At 38.0% G+C, this 17,935-nt stretch carries 4 protein-coding genes and 2 pseudogenes; 5 read left to right on the top strand and 1 reads right to left on the bottom strand.

Annotated features, from left to right (window positions below):
* Positions 1-349 precede the first annotated feature (349 nt).
* Both B5V81_RS08385 and B5V81_RS08380 read left to right on the top strand, forming a co-directional pair.
* Positions 350-3,544, top strand: a complete 3,195-nt coding sequence (locus B5V81_RS08385) for an autotransporter family protein (RefSeq protein ID WP_212113075.1) — start codon at positions 350-352, stop codon at positions 3,542-3,544.
* A 1,162-nt stretch (positions 3,545-4,706) separates the two neighbouring features.
* Entirely contained in the window at positions 4,707-7,412 is a 2,706-nt protein-coding gene (locus B5V81_RS08380) for an autotransporter outer membrane beta-barrel domain-containing protein (RefSeq protein WP_212113074.1), read from the top strand.
* 186 nt (positions 7,413-7,598) lie between these two features.
* Here B5V81_RS08380 and B5V81_RS08375 read toward each other — a convergent pair.
* Positions 7,599-8,002: pseudogene (locus tag B5V81_RS08375) on the bottom strand (Arm DNA-binding domain-containing protein); the annotation flags it as partial.
* Positions 8,003-8,920: 918 nt separating this feature from the next.
* On the opposite strand from B5V81_RS08375, the gene B5V81_RS08370 reads away from it, so the two are divergent.
* The 3 genes and pseudogenes from B5V81_RS08370 to B5V81_RS08360 all read left to right on the top strand — a co-directional run.
* Positions 8,921-12,169 (top strand): autotransporter outer membrane beta-barrel domain-containing protein, encoded by a 3,249-nt coding sequence (locus tag B5V81_RS08370; RefSeq protein ID WP_212113073.1) that lies wholly within the window; start codon positions 8,921-8,923, stop codon positions 12,167-12,169.
* 240 nt (positions 12,170-12,409) lie between these two features.
* Positions 12,410-14,966, top strand: a pseudogene (locus B5V81_RS08365) (autotransporter outer membrane beta-barrel domain-containing protein).
* A 164-nt stretch (positions 14,967-15,130) separates the two neighbouring features.
* The coding region (locus tag B5V81_RS08360) for an autotransporter outer membrane beta-barrel domain-containing protein (RefSeq protein WP_500676361.1) at positions 15,131-17,935 on the top strand (2,805 nt) is incomplete at its 3' end.

Raw genomic sequence — 17,935 nt, 5'->3', positions numbered from 1 at the left:
CACTGATTTAAATCATTTTTTCATTTATTTCTTTGTGGAGTAATTTTTTGAAATTCACAAGGCTAAATTGTGTTTCTAATTAATTACACGCATCGGTTTTATTTTTTCTTTACACGCAATACAGAATGCATTATACACTTATAAAGTGTGTTATGTTGTTATTCTCTTATAGATAGTTTTGCGCGTAGAGCTTCTGACAAGTTTATAGAGATAATTCATTGCACGGTTCAAGTGAGCATGAGGCATGTCTTTTTTTGTTACACCTTTCCTATTTTGAGGTGCGCAGTGGGATGTTTTGCAAGTGCTTTTGTTTTTTTGATGAGAGGGGAAGGAAAGTTTCGAGGGAACGATGATTAAAGTTTTTAGAAATCATGTATGTTTGTGTGCTTGTACAACAGCTATCCTTTCTTTGCTCCAAAATGGAAGAGAAGTTTATGCGGCTATGGAGGGGAAAAGTAGTGAATCTTATACTATAACTGTTACTCCGATCAATGGTATTCGTTTTATTCCTCATACTCAGCTTATTAGCGGGAGTAATAGGCATAAGCTTCCTCTTAAGGGAGAGAGTGGGGGGATTTATGGTAATCCTAGTATTGGCAATAACGATGAGGGTATTCGTGGGGGGAATGACTATCGTGTTCTGAGTGGAAAGGAGGGAGAGAACGGACATCAAAATGGGGGGAAAGGGTATGAGAAAAATGTCGATAATACGGTTAAAAATGAGGGCTCTGATGCAAGAGGTTTTGATTCTGCGTTTTATTACTATAATGGGTTGTATTATGTATGCGATAATTGTGGGACGGATCCTAACCATGTGAAGAAGCCTGCAGGGGAGGATCCTAAAATTGATAATAAATCTTATAAGATTACGAATGAGAATGTTTCTCAATATCCTAATGAACCTACTGCTATAACGGTGAAGGGAATAGGCACAAAGGTTAGTGGAAAAAATGTAATGGTTAGCAGTGAAGTGGCTGATAAAACTTTTCTAATGGGTGTGCACGTATTAGAGGACGGTAAGGTTGTTTTGGACAGTCCGGCTATCAAAAATACACTTATAGCTCTTCGTGCAAGTGATGGAGTGATTGAGGTAAAAAATGGAAAGATTGAGGAAAGTCATGAAGGAGTTGATGCAGCAGAGGGAGCATTTGTTCTTTTAGAAGATACAGACATTAAGACGACTAATGGGAATGCAAGTCTTTTAAGTTATGAGCGTTCAGAAGTTTGGATGTCAGGTGGATCAGTTGATTTTACGAACAGCCATGGGGTTTCTTCGATGTTAGGGGGGAAGGTAAACCTCGAGAATGTTAAAATTACTGGGAAAGGTAAAGAAAAAAATTCGAATAATCATGCAGTTTTGTATACGGATTTAGGGAAGGCTGTTAATTTAAAGGGTACGACTATTCATGCTATGGATGTCCATGGCGTATTATTAGAAAATAAAGTCAATTCTATTCCTCAGCGGGGAGTTAAAGATTTATCAAATGAGGGTTCTCATTCCGAGTCCGAGTTTTTTGCGACTGAAGTTAATATTAAATCCTCTACTATTAATGTAAATGGCGCTGGATCTTACGGTATATATTTTAAGGGAGAAAAGCCATGGACTGAAGATGGGGATAAAAAAGAGGAGACTTCATTAGGGGAAGAAAAAGTTCCACCACGATTAGAAGTTGTTAATTTGGATGCAACAGAGCTTTCTGTTTTAGACGATACAGCTCTTTATGGTAGCAATGTTATTTCTGGTGCGGTGAGTTTGATGAAAAGTACTCTTCATTCAGGGGATTTTTTATTAAAAGCTGAGAAAGGGGCTTCTCTAACGGTTTTGGCTGATGGTTCTATGCTTGAAGGTCGTGCTCACGTTGATAAAGATTCTAATGCCGAACTTTATTTGGGAGGTCGCTCTACATGGATTTTACAACAGCAGTTGCAAAAAGATCAACATGAGGCCGCAAATGATTCTTCTATTTCATTGGTCAGTCTTATGGGTGAGAGCTCTATTCATTTTAAAAGACCAGAATCTTCTTCTGTTAATGGTTATCAAACCCTTCGTATTGGAAAGGGAGAGGGTGAAGTTTATAGAGCACGGGAGGGTGCCTCTATTTCTCTTAATAGCTATCTGAATGAGGGGGGGGATCTTGGTCATCAAAAGACGGATCGTGTTTTAATTCATGGGGATGTTTTGGGAAAAACAATGCTCCGTGTGCATGCTGTTGCAGGAAGTCCAGGAGGATATACGGGCAGAGGGGGCAATGATCAAGGACTTTCAATCATTCAGGTTTCTGGACAAGCAAAGCAAGATTCTTTTCAGTTAGAAGGTGGTTATGTAGCGTTAAACGAGTTACCTTATCAGTATAAGCTTTATGGTTATGGTCCAGAATCTGATTTAGGAAAAGCCAATGCTGCTCAAAGGCTTGTTGAAGGAACCGGAGAATTTTGGGATTTCCGTCTCGAGAGTCGATCTATAGATCCTGATATTAAACCTAAACCAGATCCTAGTCCAATTCCTCCTGCTCCAATTCCTCCTAGTCCAACGCCTTCTCCAGAACCAGAGCCTCATCCTGTGCCTAAGCCAGGCGTTAAAGCTGTTGTTCCGCAGGTTCCGACTTATCTCCTTTTACCTAATGTCTTACGTCATATTGGTTTGATGAATGTTAGTAATCAAAATAAGCAGTTGGAATCTTTGCGAATTGCTGCTGGCGGCTTGTTAGAGAGTCGCGAAAATCCTCTCTTTTTTGTGCGCGGTTATGGCGGTAATCATCATTATACTTCAAATCTTTCTGCGCTTGAATATGGTTATGGCGGTGAGTTGAATTATAATGCCATAGAAGCTGGTGTTTTGCTGAAAGCAATCGAAAATATGTATGGGACGACTTCTTTTGGAATTATGGGGTCTTATGAGAAATTTTCCTTGCAACCTGTGAATGTTGAACAGAGTCAAAAAAGTACATTTGATAAATGGTCCGTTGCGGCATATGGCGGTATGCAGCATGATGCAGGTTTTTACGTTGATGGTCTTGTGTCTTATGGTTTCTTAAAGGGTGATGTTCTTACAACAGCACGGGGTAAAACGGCAACATTAAAGGGAAATCCTTTAAGTGCTTCATTAACTACTGGAAAAACATTTATGGTGGGAGAGGATGGTTTTATTTTTGATCCGCAAGTTCAGGTTGTTTATCAATATCTTCCATTTAATAAAGTGCGTGATGTAGATGGCTTTGATATTGACTTAGGAAAGCTTCATCAGTGGGTAGGGCGTGTTGGAGGGCGTTTAACAAAGATGCTGGTTGCTAATGATGAGGCTCGAGTTATTTCTTTCTATGGCAAGCTTCATTTTGCTCATGGTTTTGAAGGAAAACAGTTTGTGCATTTTAAAGATGCTTTTCAGCTAGGAGCTTTTGGTTCTTCATTAGAAACTGGATTAGGTTTTAATGCACAATTGTCTCAAAATTTTGCACTTCATGGCGATTTGATGTATCAGCGCAAGCTAACAAAAGCTGGTTTTTCTGGAACGAGTTTTTCGGGTGGATTGCGTTATCATTTCTAGTGTTGTTCCTGTTTTTGATTAATTTAAAAAAAAGCCACAAGTTATGCTTGTGGTTTTTTTCATTCTCTATTCATTTTGTTGTTATAGCCTTTTTATAGAGTATGATTTTGCACCTCTTTTTAATATATTTGGGGGGATTTTTTTGTTTTTCTTGAAAAACTGAGCAAATTTGTACGTTATCGTTTCAAAATATGTCTTTTAGAGTTTCTTCATATTTTTTATAATATGCCGGTTTGTAAAGATATTTTTTAATTTAGAATACTAAAAATATTTTTGATGCTCTTGAATCGATAAAAAACATTCGTTTGCATATGTAGGATTGGTAGATGGATAAAAAATTGTTTAACATAAGGAGACAATATCGTTTGGAGAATTGTGTTAAGAAGAGAGGATTTATACACCATTAGAAATTTGAAAGAAAAAGATGCTGTTCAAGTGCAGTGAGGGCTGTATCGGATAAACCTTTATATTATATATCCGCTGCTGTTGTGAAATGGGGGGGAAGGAATGAGAGATATCTGAGAAAATTGGTGTATGAGAAACATCATATTGTTTTTTGAGAAATGTATTTTTTAAGAATGCAATAAATAACCGCATGAAGTCATGGGTAACATTGACTTTTTAAAGATGTGGCTCTGAGTGCTTTTGAGTGTTGTACAGTCGAATAAAGAGATAATCAAAATAGAAATTTCTTTTGATTTTTATACATTCCTATTCTTTCTAAATGAGGTTTCTTTCCATAAAGATTGCCTAAAAACAGGTGTATTCCCCTCTTTTTTCCAATTTGGACATATATTTTATTTTGCTTACAGAGTGCTCATCGTTTCAATATAATATTTGATCGAAATATGTTGGCTATATCCGCTCTAGGGATTGATTAGGCAGTCATTAAAGTAGGTATTTTAAATGCATGTAAACCTCTAATGCTGTTTTTGAATAACAATTTTAGAGATGATTGTTTCTCGTTTTTCAATTCTATTTTGATAAACGCTTTGTAAGAACGACGGATTCAGAGCGTATTTTTTAGTAATTCTTTAATTCCATGTTTACATAAAATACAAAAAATAATAATAAACTCAACATATTTAAACAAAACGTATTAAATTTTTTTGATACGTTTTGTATTGCTCTGAGTTAGGGGGGGCAAAATTATGGTGGAATTATGGTCAATCTATTCAAAAATCGTTTCTCCTTATATACTTTCACGACAGCACTTCTTTTTTTGACACATCATGTTGATGCTAAGGTTCAAGATGCTGCTGTTGTTCAAAATGGTAGTACTGTTGTTAATGCTGGAGCACAAGCTCATTCTGGTGTTAATGGTAAGGTACAAAATAAGCTTAACCAATTTTCATGTGATATGGGTAGCGTATTTTATCGGTGTAATGATGGTCAAAGTCACTCTTTTTTCAATAAAAAGTATCAAAAAACTGATAAAGATACGAATGAAACTGTTGCGATACAGGCGTCTGGAAGAAATACGGTTCTCGTAGGGGAAGATATAACTGTTAAGGATGCTTCAAGTGCTGTTTGTTCAAAAGAAAGTTGTTGGGAGTATGGGGTTGTCGCAAATGAAAATGGAAAAGTAACTATAGAAAGAGGAGAGATTAACTTTACAAATGGTATTGGCGTTGAAGTGAGAAGTGGGGGAAAGGTCGTTTTAAAGAGCGTTTCCATTACCGAAAAAGGTGGTCAGAGGATCAGTATAGATGACCATAGTGAAAATTTAGCTTTTCATGCGTCTGGTTCTGGGATTATCCATTTTGAGAAAGGTAAAGTGAATCTAGACAATGCTCATGGTTTTTCAATGCATGGGAATAATATCGATGGAAATGGTAGGTTTATAACTATCGTGGATTCTACGGTTTCAGTAGAAAGTAATAGGTCTTATGGTTTGCGTTTTTTGGAGGGACCAGGAAACAGAAATGAGGAAATGAAGGATCACGAAAATCCCTATTATTTTTATATTTTTACGGGTGAGAAAGAGATGTTCGGAAGTCTTCCAGAAACGAACTTACCGGTGCGAGGGGTTGTTGAATTAACAAGAACTTCTTTTACAGTTCCCAATAGTGCGGCTATTTATAGCAGAAAATCCGGTGGTGTTGTACGGCTGCTCGATAATTCTAAACTTTCTGGAGATTTATTGCTGAAAGTTGAGGATGGCTCTTTTGTGAAGGTTTCAGTGGATGCTTCTACTCTAGTAGGGGGAACACGGGTTGATGAAAGTTCTTCTGCTGAATTTCGCTTGAAAGGTCGTTCAAAATGGATTTTATCGCAACCAAAAAATAAAAATTTACAAGTTCCTAGCTCTATAGGTGTTTCATCAATTTCGTTGATACATCTTATTGATAGCTCTATTGTTTTTGAACAACCAGAAACGAACATAGTTGATGGCTATCAAACACTTCGTGTTGGGAGAGGAACAGGTGAGGTTTATAAAGCACAAGGTAATGCACATCTTTATCTCAACACCTATTTGAATAAGGGGGGTGTTCTTCAGAATCAAAAAACGGATCGTCTTTTAGTCCATGGTGATGTTACGGGAAAAACGATAGTCCATGTGCATGGTGTTTCAGGAAGTCCAGGAGGGGGTACGGAGCGTTATGGAAATGATAAAGGTATCTCGATTATTCAGGTTTCTGGAAGAGCAGAGAAGGATTCTTTCTTGCTGGATGGTGATTATATTGCATTGAACGGTCTACCTTATCAATATAGGCTCCATGCTTATGGTCCAAACTCTGAATTAGGAAGAGCGAATGCGTCTCAAAGATTAGTCGAGGGTGAAGGAGATTTTTGGGATTTCCGCCTCGAAAATGGATCTATTGATTCCAATGCTACATTTAGACGAACTCAGGGTTCTAAATTTGGTTTAGGTGGTGAGCGTCATTCTAGGCAAGGCGTTAGGGTTGTTGTTCCGCAAGTTCCGACCTATCTGCTCTTGCCGAATAGTTTGTTCCATGTTGGCTTGATGGATATCAGCAATCAGAACAAGCAGTTGGAGGCACAGCGTGCTAATCCTCGTGAAATGTTGGAAATTCATGAAAATCCTGCTTCATTTTTGCGTGGTTATGGGGGAAATTATCGTTATGCGTCAGATTTATCAGCACTTGAATATGGCTATGGAGGGGATCTAGGGTACTATGCCATAGAGGCTGGTGTTTTGCTTCAAAAAATTGAAAATGTTGACAGTGCTCTATCCTTTGGGGTTATGGGATCTTATGGAAAGCTTTCTCTACAACCTCAAGATGTTGTACAAAGTCAAAAAAGTACATTTGATAAATGGACTGCTACAGTCTATGGCAGTATGCAGCATGGTACAGGTTTCTATATTGATGGTCTTTTATCTTATGGTTTGTTTAAGGGAGATGTTGTGACGACGGTACGGGGTAAGACAGCAACATTGAAGGGTAATCCTTTAAGTCTTTCCTTAATGAGTGGTCAGAAAATTACCACAGGATATGAAGGCGTTGTTTTGGATCCACAAGTTCAGGTTGTCTATCAACATCTTCAGTTTAATGAGACCCGTGATATCGATAATTTTAATATTGAGATGGATAAGCTTGATCAATGGCTGGTGCGTATTGGGGGCCGCTTGATGAAGACTCTTGCTGCATCTGAAAAGGATCGTGATGTTTCTTTCTATGGTAAGGTTCATTTTGCTCATGATTTTGGCAAAGAGAGATCTGTGCGCTTTAAAGATTCTTTCCAGTTGGGGGCATTTGGTTCTTCTTTAGAAGCTGGATTGGGTCTTAATGCGCATTTGTCTCAAAAATTCGTGTTTCATGGTGAGTTGGTTTATCAGCATAACTTGAGCAAAGGGGGTTTTTCTGGAATCAGTTTTTCTGGTGGATTGCGTTATCGTTTTTAGGATAATTGCCTTTGGGGGAAATTTAAAAAAACCACAAGCACTGCTTGTGGTTTTTTATTGTTTTGTTTGCAATTATTTAAAATAAATTTCTTAAAGAATGTTTTTTGTATGCGTAAATTTACTTCTTTTTAGAAACGAGATAGAGCTTTCTGGTTTCCAGTTTTTTCTTTTTATACTGTTTCCTTATTTTGGAAGAATATGAAGTTGTAAAGGCGAAAACCAACGCCCATCTTTCCCATCATTTTTTAATTCAGCTTTACGACTTTCAAAAACATCTAAAGCAATGTCTTTTAAATAATGGAGATGATGCATTGCCTTATACTTTTGTTTATTGCGTTCTTTAATGGGGGCACGACCCTCGTGCAAAACAGAACGCCATTGGTTTGCCAATTCACGAGCTTTTTTTTAAGAAATGTTTCGCAACGCACCCAAACTCATTTCACGACGGCGTTCGTGAAGGGTGTAACGGTAAATCCATTGAGCACTCCCATCTTTACGTTTGTGAAGAAGCACACCGGCACCATCGTTATATTTGCTAGCCCGTGGGTGTTGTGATAGATCTTGCATTTGAGAGGCTTCATAAGAGCCATTTTTATTCCTTGCTTATTCAAATTTTATCCACACGTTCATCTCGCTTTTGATGTGCAAGGGAATGGTTTTGATTGTTTCAAGATAAGCAGGTTTGAAATGAGAGAATCTTGCGATATTCGAGATTCTCATTTAATATGAATAACGCTAGATTATCATTATAAATCAAAACGTTGCATCCTCCATGCAAGAAGCTGATTTATATAATAGTTCATTGTCTTTTATTTTGAATGAAAAACACACATATCATGGGATTGTCTCTTTTCAAATTTGTTCCACGTTGAATCAATCAAAACTATTCGTTTCCACATTATAAGTGGGGAGAGGTGTGTAGATAAACTGGATAAGAAAGGAGACAAAATGCCTCTTATGAACCATTTCAAGTGCCAAGGGTAGTTGTAACATTCTAGGATTGGCAAAGTGGGTGATGGTATCGGTTAATTTATAAGCGTAAAGATGGGATGCTTAATGAATTTATGACCATTATACCACTTACGGATGCCATCGCGAAATGGGCTTAGGTGCATTGAGAGATGTACCTTTTAAATAAACATGTGAATTGGCAACATGCCTATGTTCTGTTTGGAGCATTTTGTTCTTCGTGATAGTTGTCACTCTATTATTGAAGAATGCGATAAACACAAAAGTGAGAGGCAAGATGTAATCTCCTTTCGTGTAATTTAAAAAATTCTCTTGAGATACTGTTTTGGGGTGTAGGGGTATTATCTCTATCTTTACGCGTTTTTACAAATAATACAATTTTAAATTGTGATATTTTTAGATTCTAGCTTTACATAAGGAGCGTCGTGGATATATAAAATACAAAATGTATTTTAAATTATCACGCTAAACCAAAGTTATTCAATAGAACGCGTGTTTTTTTTGTTTTTAGGGAAGGGGAAGAAAGTTTTTAGAAAATTATGCTCAAAAATCATCTCTCTTTATGGCGTTTTACAACGGTTATTTTTTTCTTTGTACACAATGCTGATGCTGGTGAAGTTTCTTCTCAGAAGAAGCAATATTCATGTAGCGAAAGTGCTTCATTTTATCACTGTAACGATGGTCGAACGCATGAAATTTCTAAGAAAACTTATCAACTCACAGGTGAACGTTCTGAAGCTGCCTTAGAGGCATCAGGGGAAAATACGCTCATTGAGGGAACGGCGATAATCATTAACGGTGTTTCGCATGCCAATGGTCCTTCAGAAAAAGGTGCTTGGACAACAGGTGTAAAAGCCTCAAGAGGGGGAGGCGTTGCTCTATTTTATTCCATGTTAAATGATGTGTCGATAGGAGCCGATATTGACGAGGATGGGGCTTTTGAGATGCAGGACGGGGTGATTAAAGCAACCAGAATAGGGATCAGTGTTGCGGGTGAAAAATCATTGGTTTCTTTGACCAAAACAGAGATTAAGATGCCTTCTGATGCGATCGGTCTTTTGAGTCATAATGGTGCAAAAATGTATATGAAAGCGGGAAAGATTGACTTTGCTGATGGTATTGGCGTTCAAACAGGAGGAGATGGAGAAATTACTTTAGAAGGTGTTTCTATCACTGGAAAGGGGAAACAGGCGAAAAATAAAGACAATCATCGTGAAGGCTCTGCTTTTAGTATGCTTCAGGGAAAAGGCATGATTAACTTTCAAAAAGGTAACGTTAATGTTAACAATGCTCATGGCATTGTATTGCAGGGGAATAATAATGCTGCTGCTCATATCAAACATTCCAATGTTTTTGTGAGAGGGAAGGCATTTCATAGTATGCACTTTTTTTGGGAAGCTGTCTTGGATGGGACAAAAACAATTATACCAGGAAAAGGGGCTGTCTATTTAACTAAGACAACCGTTATGACTCCAGAAAGTACGGCTATTTATAGCCGCGAATTTGAAAGTTCTGTTAAGCTTTCACAACATTCAACAGTTTCTGGCGATTCACTCCTGAAAGCTGTTGAACATTCCAATGTCAAGATTGAGGCTGATGCTTCTACCCTTGTAGGAAGCGCATATGTTGATGAAAGTTCTACAGCTAAGATCGTGTTAAAAAATGGTTCAAAGTGGATTTTATCGCAACCCCAATATGGCCAATTACAAAACTCTGATGTGTCTCCTTCTAGGTTAAAAGATACTTCTTCTATTTCATCGGTTGAACTTAGGGATAGTTCTCTGATTTTTGAAGAATTAAAGTCTAACACAACAAATGGTTATCAGACACTTCTCATCGGAAAAGGAACAGGGATTGTCTATAAAGCGCACGGTAATGCACATCTTTATCTTAATGCATATTTGGATCAAGGGGGAGAGCTTGAAAAGCAAAAAACTGATCGGCTTTTAATCAATGGGGGGCTTGAAGGAAAAACGACAGTCCATGTTTATAAGGCTCCTGGAAGTCCAGGAGCATTGACGGGAGAGGGTGGTAATAATCAGGGGATTTCCATTATTCAGGTTTATGGACAAGCTGCTGAGGATTCTTTTCAGTTAAAGGGGGGGTATGTTGCACTTAAAGATTCCCCTTATCAGTATCATCTTAAGAGTTATGGTCCAGGCTCTACTTTAGGGGAAGCTGATTCCAATCAAAGAGTGCTTAAAAACACTGGAACATTTTGGGATTTCCGCCTTGAAAGTAAGTTCGTTGATTCTCCCTCTCTCGATCCCAATGAAATTATTCCTGTTCTTGAATCCGTTGTTCCTCCTGCTCCTGATGAGGTTCCTTCTTTTCCTAAAAAACATCCTAATGTTATTGGAGGGAAAGAGGAGGCTATCGATTCTCATTCTCAGCCAAAGCCTCAAGAGCCACGTCTTTCTACTCCTGTAAATTCTCCTGATAAGGATTCCCATCTTACGAGCACATCTGATACATCTGATACATCTGATGCTTTTTTTCTGGATGCTCTAAATCATCCTCCTTCTCTTGTTCCTGTTTCACCATCTGTTCCTCCCACGCCTTCTGTTGTTTCTTCTCCTGCGTCTGGTTCATCTGCTCCTCCATCTATTCCACCAACCCCTTCTGTTGTTTCTCCTCCTGCGTCTGGTTCATCTGCTCCTCCATCTATTCCACCAACCTCTTCTGTTGTTTCTCCTCCTGCGTCTGGTTCATCTGCTCCTCCATCTATTCCACCAATCCCTTTTGTTGTTTCTCCTCCTGCATCTGGTTCTTCTATTACTCCCCCTGTTTCTAATCTTTCTTCTCATTTAGAGCGAAATGCGAGAGTCGTTGTTCCACAGGTTCTGACTTATATCCTTGTGCCAAATACCTTATTTTATGCTGGATTGATGGATATCAGTAATCAAAATAAGCAGATGCAAATGCTGCGAAATTTTTCTCGTCGACTTTTGAAAATTAATGAAAATCCCGCTTTGTTTTTGCGCGGTTACGGTGGACATCACCGTTATACTTCAAATTTGTCTGCACTTGAATATAGATATGGAAGCGACCTTGATTATAATGCACTAGAGGCAGGTATTTTACTCAAGAAAATCGAAAATGCGTATAGTACAACATCCTTTGGGATTATGGGAAATTATGGCAAGCTTTCTTTGCTGCCTCGAGAGGTTAAACAAAGTCAAGAAAGTATATTTGACAAATGGACAATCACAGCCTATGGGACTATGCTGCATGATACGGGGCTTTATATAGATGGTCTTTTCTCTTATGGTTTGTTTAATGGCAATGTTCTTACACGTGAGCGAGGTAAAACGGCGGCATTAAGAGGCAAGCCCTTAAGTGTTTCCCTAACTGCTGGTAAAACATTTATGATAGGCTGCCGATGTTTTATTTTTGAACCTCAGGTTCAGTTTGTTTATCAAAATCTTCAGTTTCATAACACGCGTGATATTGATAATTTTAAGATTGATATGCAAAGACCAGATCATTGGGGGGTACGTATTGGGGGACATTTAATCAAAACACTGACATTTACGAAAGAGGCACAAGTTCTCTCCTTCTATGGTACGCTTCATTTCGTTCGTAATTTTGATGATAAACAATTTGTGTATTTTAAAGATGCTTTCCAGCTTGGTTCTTTTGGTTCTTCTTTAGAAGCTGGATTTGGTGTTTATTCACAACTATCCCCAAAAATTACTTTTCATAGTGATCTGCTTTATAAGCATAAATTTACGAAAGACGGCTTTTCTGGAACGCATTTTTCTGGTGGATTCAGCTATCATTTTTAATTGTATTTTCCTCATGCATCTTTTGTGAAAATTGTAAGAACAAAATGTAACTTTATTGTGTTTATTTTCTGATTTTTAACTTTACTTATAATACAAAACGAATTACTCTAGCAGCACATAATAATAACAACCTGTGCCCGATGTGTCTTTTCAGTTTTCGATAAAGATGAAATTAAAGAGAATTTAGAGGGAATTATGACTAACGTATTAAAACGTCATGTATGTTGATGTGCTTTTACAATGCTTATTTTGTTCTTTGTGAATAATATAGAGGTGAATGCGCAGGAGGAGTCTTCGTGTAGTTCTCTTTTAAAGACCTATTCATCTGATGTTCTTGAGAAGCGTGGTGGTGCAAATGGTACTCGTTTAGATATTGCTGATAGTAATTTTTCTGGTGTGACGAATGTAAAAAAGTTTGATCAGATAAACATTAAGAGGGAAGAAAAAGAGTGTTTTGGGATTAAGAGGGCTTTAGAGTTAAAAAACACTAGTATAATTCCATCAGAGGTTTTTACACAAGAAAACATGAAGATTGCTTTGGATAACATCTCCATTACTGGGAATGGCAAGAACATGGTCAATAATGAAAATATAAGTGCTTATAATTATGGCTTTAATCAAGCCATTTGGGGTGTAAAGCAAGGCGGTTTCTTTCTTGTTAAGGATGGTAAGATTAATGTTTCAAATATCTATGGTCTCGTTATGGAGAGCTTAGAAGGCGTCTTCATTCCTAGCGGTGCGACTCTATATGGCGTATTGGATGGTAAACCTTTATATGGTTTATGGGATTGGCGTTATTCTGGCGTTATTTTTAAGAATTCAGATATTGCTTTTAATGGACGTGAAACTCGAGGGTTTTATTTAAAGGGAAACCCTTCACAAGAGGGATATATAGAAGGAGAGATGGTGGCGGCATTGGGGGGAATTCAGATCAAGAAGACTAACTTTAAAGTTTCTAATGATGCAGCTATTTATTATCGATAGTGCTAAAAAATTTCCTTATATTACTGCGTTAGAAGGATCACGTATCTTCGCTAATCGGTTCTTAGATGTTAAGGCTAATTCGCATGTGTCCGTTGAAGCTGATGCGTCTTTTTTTGTAGAGGGAGCGCATGTTGAGAAAGGCTTTTATGCTGAAGTTGAGTTATCTAATCAATCACAATGGATGGTGATGCCAAGAGAGAATAATAAGTGGCATGCTTCATCTGTTTCCTTTGTAAGGGTTATAGATAGTTCTATTATTGTTCAAAAACCAAGAGGTGGTTATTATCATACACTTCGCATTGGGAGATTGGATGATGATCATGGCTTAGATTATGCTTACGTTGCGAATACTGATCGACTTATGATCTACGGTGATATTCATGGAAAAACTAAAATATATCTCGTAGAGAACTCAGTAAATCCAAGAAAGAAGGAAAGGGGGCGTAAAAAGGATACGCAAGGAGGTAATAAGGGCGTTTCAATTATTCAGGTTTATGGAAAAGAAGCGGAAGATTCTTTTAAACTGGCGGCTGGTTATGTCACTGTAAGAGGGGTGCCTTATCAATCTCGTCTTCGTGCTTATGGTCCAACATCCTCTCTTGGAAAAGCAAAAGATGAAAACAAATTAGCTAAAGGAAAAACTATTAAATATAACGGCGATTTTTGGGATTATCGACTTGAAGATGAATATATTCAGCGTTCTTCTCATACTGCTCAATTGAAAACCGTTCAGTTGAAAAATGATACCTCTCATCGCCGTGTGACGCGTTCTTTAAATGTCCATGCTCATCATAAGGATGTTGTTACCAGTCATGATGTTTCTGCTCATTATCTTGAAGAGGGCGTTAAAGCTGTTGTTCCACAAGTTCCAACCTATCTATCGATGCCGAATGCTTTGTTTCAGGCTGGTTTGATGGATATGAACAATTATAATAAACAGCTGGAGACATTGCGTACCACTGCTGGGGCTTTAGGAGAAAATGGTAAAAGTCCTGCATTTTTTGCGCAAGGTTACGGTGGGAGTTATCGTGATATTTCTGATTTGTCTGAGCTTGAATATGGTTATAGCGGAAATTTAAATTATAACGCACTAGAGGCAAGTGTGCTGCTCAATGCGATTGAAGATACACATCATACCTTAAGCTTTGGAATAATGGGAAGCTATGGGAAAATTTCTCTACACCCTCAAGATGTTGAAGAAAGCAAAAAAAGTACATTTGATAAATGGTCTGTTACAGCATACGGCAGTATGCAGCATGATACAGGGTTTTATATTAATGGACTTTTTTCCTATGGGTTCTTTAAAGGGGATGTTCTCATACAAGCAAGAGGCAAGACAACAACACTGAAGGGAACACTTTTGAGTGCTTCAGTGATTGCCGGTAAGTCATTTATGACAAGACATAAGGGGTTCATTTTGGATCCGCAGGTTCAGGTCGTTGATCAAAATTTACGATTTGATAAGGCGTCTGATATCGATGGCTTTGATATTGAAATGGGAAAACTTGATCAGTGGCTGGTGCGTGTTGGTGAGCGTTTGAGCAAGACGCTTTCTGCTCCTGAAGAAGGACATGTTGTTTCTATCAATGGGAGACTTCATCTTACCAATAGTTTTGGAGGAAAACAACATGTGCAGTTTGGAGATGAATTCCGATTAGGCGCTTTTTGTTTTTCTCTAGAAACTGGAGTGGGATTGAAAGCTCAGTTATCTTCAAATTTTTCATTACATGGAGATGTAACTTATCAGCATCGTCTTAGCAAAGGTGGATTTTCAGGGACCATTTTTTCAGGAGGCTTACGCTATCGTTTTTAGAGGCTTATGCAATATAGAGTAATTTTTACATAAGTTATAGAGTGTTGTAAGAAGTATAAAATGAATATTTAAGTTTTATACTTCTCGTTTTTTGTGTGTTTAATTTAGCGTTATTGGAAATATTTTTAAATAAAGGGGGAGAAAGGCAAATTAGGAATAAAGTTATGGTTAATGTATTAAACGGGTATCGATTTTTATTTATTACAACGGCTATTGTTTCTTTTTTGCCAATCCTGAGTGTTAATGCGGATTCCAGTAATTTTGGAAAAAAATGTGATGACAGTGAGGGGGTATATGTATGCGGTGATGGTAAGAGACACACGATTAAAAATAAAACTTATAATTTAAAGAGCTCTCAGACTCCTAGGTTTGGTATTATTTCAGCACTTTATATAGAAAAAGAAGGTACAGTTGTTGAGGCATCTCAGATAACAGTTACGGCGGATAAACCAAAGCAGTCATTTTTATATAGTGCTCATGTAAAAGATAGTGGAAAGCTTGTTCTAACCAATTCAAATATTAAAGATATGTCCGGTTTTCGTGTTCAGAATGGGCTAGTGATGATGGATGGAGGGAAGATTGAAGGTAGTTCGCAAGCTTTATGTGCAGAAGGAGAAAAAACATATATTCATTTAATGAATTTAGATATTAATATTGTATCAGATAATTTGAATGCAAAAGGGATTGGATTCATCAGTAGTTTTGGTGCATCCGTTAGGATAGTGGCCAGTAACGTTGTTTTTAATGAGATTAGTGCGTTTTCAACACAATTAGGGGGGAAATATTTTATTATTTCTACGGATATTCAGGGCAAAGGCAAGAAAGACACGATTGTAGTTGATGGTGAGAGTATTGATAGATTTCCAGGAGCTTTTGACATATCACGAGATGGTCATATTCATTTCCGTTTTGGTTCTATTCAGCTGACTGATATGCATGGCTTCTTGATTACGAATTTTGCAGGTTATGCAGATGGTAACGGTAAATTAGCTCAAGAATATGCTTCATCAAATGAGTTTACAAAGACAAATATTAATATTGAAAACTCGGAAATTTCTGTTCAGGGTAAGGGAGTATATGGTCTGTATTTCTATGGATTAAATCCAGATGTACGGGTTGACTTGGTAAGGGATTATATGTCGTCTTCAGCGCTTTCAAGCGAGCAAGGAATTGCTATGGGGGAAGCATTTGTTCATTTGTCAGAGACGACTTTTTCGGTTCCAGATGGTATCGCCATTTATAGTTCTGGTTATAGTGCCGGAAATGATGTTTATGGAGCTCAAGTTAAAATTGACTTAAAAAAGACAAGCATTTCCGGCGATTTATTGTTAAAAGCTGAAAATAATTCTTATCTTCTCGTTGAAGCAAATTCCTCTACACTTACAGGAGGCTCTCGTATCAAGGATACCTCTGATATTTATTTGCATTTAAAGAATGGTTCTCAATGGTATCTTACCAAAAGTAAATATCAAGATTTGCAGACCCCAGATGCTATGGGCTCATCACTTTCAGGTGTGGACCTTGAGGATAGTACAATTGTTTTTGATCATTATCAATACTCTGGTTATCACACGTTGCACATTGGGAAAAAAAGGGGAGTAAACCAAGTAATATTAGATGAGGAGTACGTATATGGTGCAGCAGGTAATACTCGGATTAAGATGAGAACATTTGTGAATAATGATGGTTCATTTGATCCTCAACAAACGGATCGTATTTTTATCTACGGGAATGTCTTGGGAACCACGCTTATTGAAATGGAGAAATTTCAAACAACTTCAGATAAAAAGATGATTGACGAAAGTGATAAAAGTGTTTCGATTATTCAGGTTTTTGGAGAAGCAGAGGAAGATTCCTTTAAACTTTTGAGTGATTATACTGCAATAAATGGATTTCCTTATCAATATAAGCTTCGTGCTTATGGACCAAATTCTTCTTCTGGAAAAGAGAATTCAAAGAATAGATTGGTTGCAGGGGAAGGAGATTTTTGGGATTTTCGTATTGAAAGTGTTTATATTGATCCTAAATCGGATTCTTCTGAAACTGCGTCTAAGCCCACATCTATAGTTTTACCCCCTCAATCTGAAGCAGAAACGATCCCTTCTGAACAATCTCCTTCTGTTGAGCCTCCGCTTATACCATCTACATCTTCTTTTCCTGAAGGATCTGAATCGTCTGAAACATTTATCCCTACGGATTCTGCCCTCACTCCTTCTGCATCAGTTCCGTCTGAGCTTCCCTCTGTACCATCTGTTCCGGAAACTCCTTCATCTAGGGATTCTGATCCTGTTGTTCTTCCTTCTGAACCGGTTGCACCAAAGCCTTCTGAGGCTCCCTCTGCACCAATAGTCCCAGAGAATTCTTCTACTGAGCAACCTACGCCGGAATCGTTTGTTCCAGTTGAAACTTCTACCGATGAGGCTTTGCCATCTGAACCATCTGTTCCGGTATCTCCTTCATCTACAGATTCTGCTGCTCTTCCTTCTGAACCGGTTGCACCAAAGCCTTCTGAGACTCCCTTTGTACCAACTGTTCCAGAGAATCCTTCTACTGAGCAACTTACGCCGGAATCGTTTGTTCCGGTTGAAACTTCTACCGATGAGGCTTTGCCATCTGAACCATCTGTTCCGGTATCTCCTTCATCTACAGATTCTGCTGCTCTTCCTTCTGAATCAGTTGAACCAAAGCCTTCTACGTCCTCTGATGCTTTGGATCCTTCCTCTAATCCTCCCATGCCGCTTGATGTTCAGCCGGAGCTAGGTATTAGAGCTGTTGTTCCTCAATTGCCAACGTATCTTCTTTTGCCCAATGCTTTGTTTCATGCTGGTTTGATGGATATGACTACGCAAAATAAAAAGTTGGAGACAATACGGGGTGCTTTTCATTCTTCTTGGAAAGAAGATGAAAACGCAGCTTTTTTTCTGCGTGCTTATGGGGGGAGTCATCATTATGCTTCCAATTTATCTGCT

The sequence above is a fragment of the Bartonella queenslandensis genome, assembly GCF_018155095.1.
Taxonomy (GTDB): Bacteria; Pseudomonadota; Alphaproteobacteria; order Rhizobiales; family Rhizobiaceae; genus Bartonella; species Bartonella queenslandensis_B.
Note: the sequence above shows the minus strand (reverse complement) of the source record. Positions and strands in the feature narration are given on the sequence as shown.

What these genes read in the sequence shown, in the direction of transcription:
- B5V81_RS08385 (WP_212113075.1), top strand. Translation starts at nt 350, where the DNA reads ATGATTAAAGTTTTTAGAAATCATGTATGTTTGTGTGCTTGTACAACA.
- B5V81_RS08380 (WP_212113074.1), top strand. Translation starts at nt 4,707, where the DNA reads ATGGTCAATCTATTCAAAAATCGTTTCTCCTTATATACTTTCACGACA.
- B5V81_RS08370 (WP_212113073.1), top strand. Translation starts at nt 8,921, where the DNA reads ATGCTCAAAAATCATCTCTCTTTATGGCGTTTTACAACGGTTATTTTT.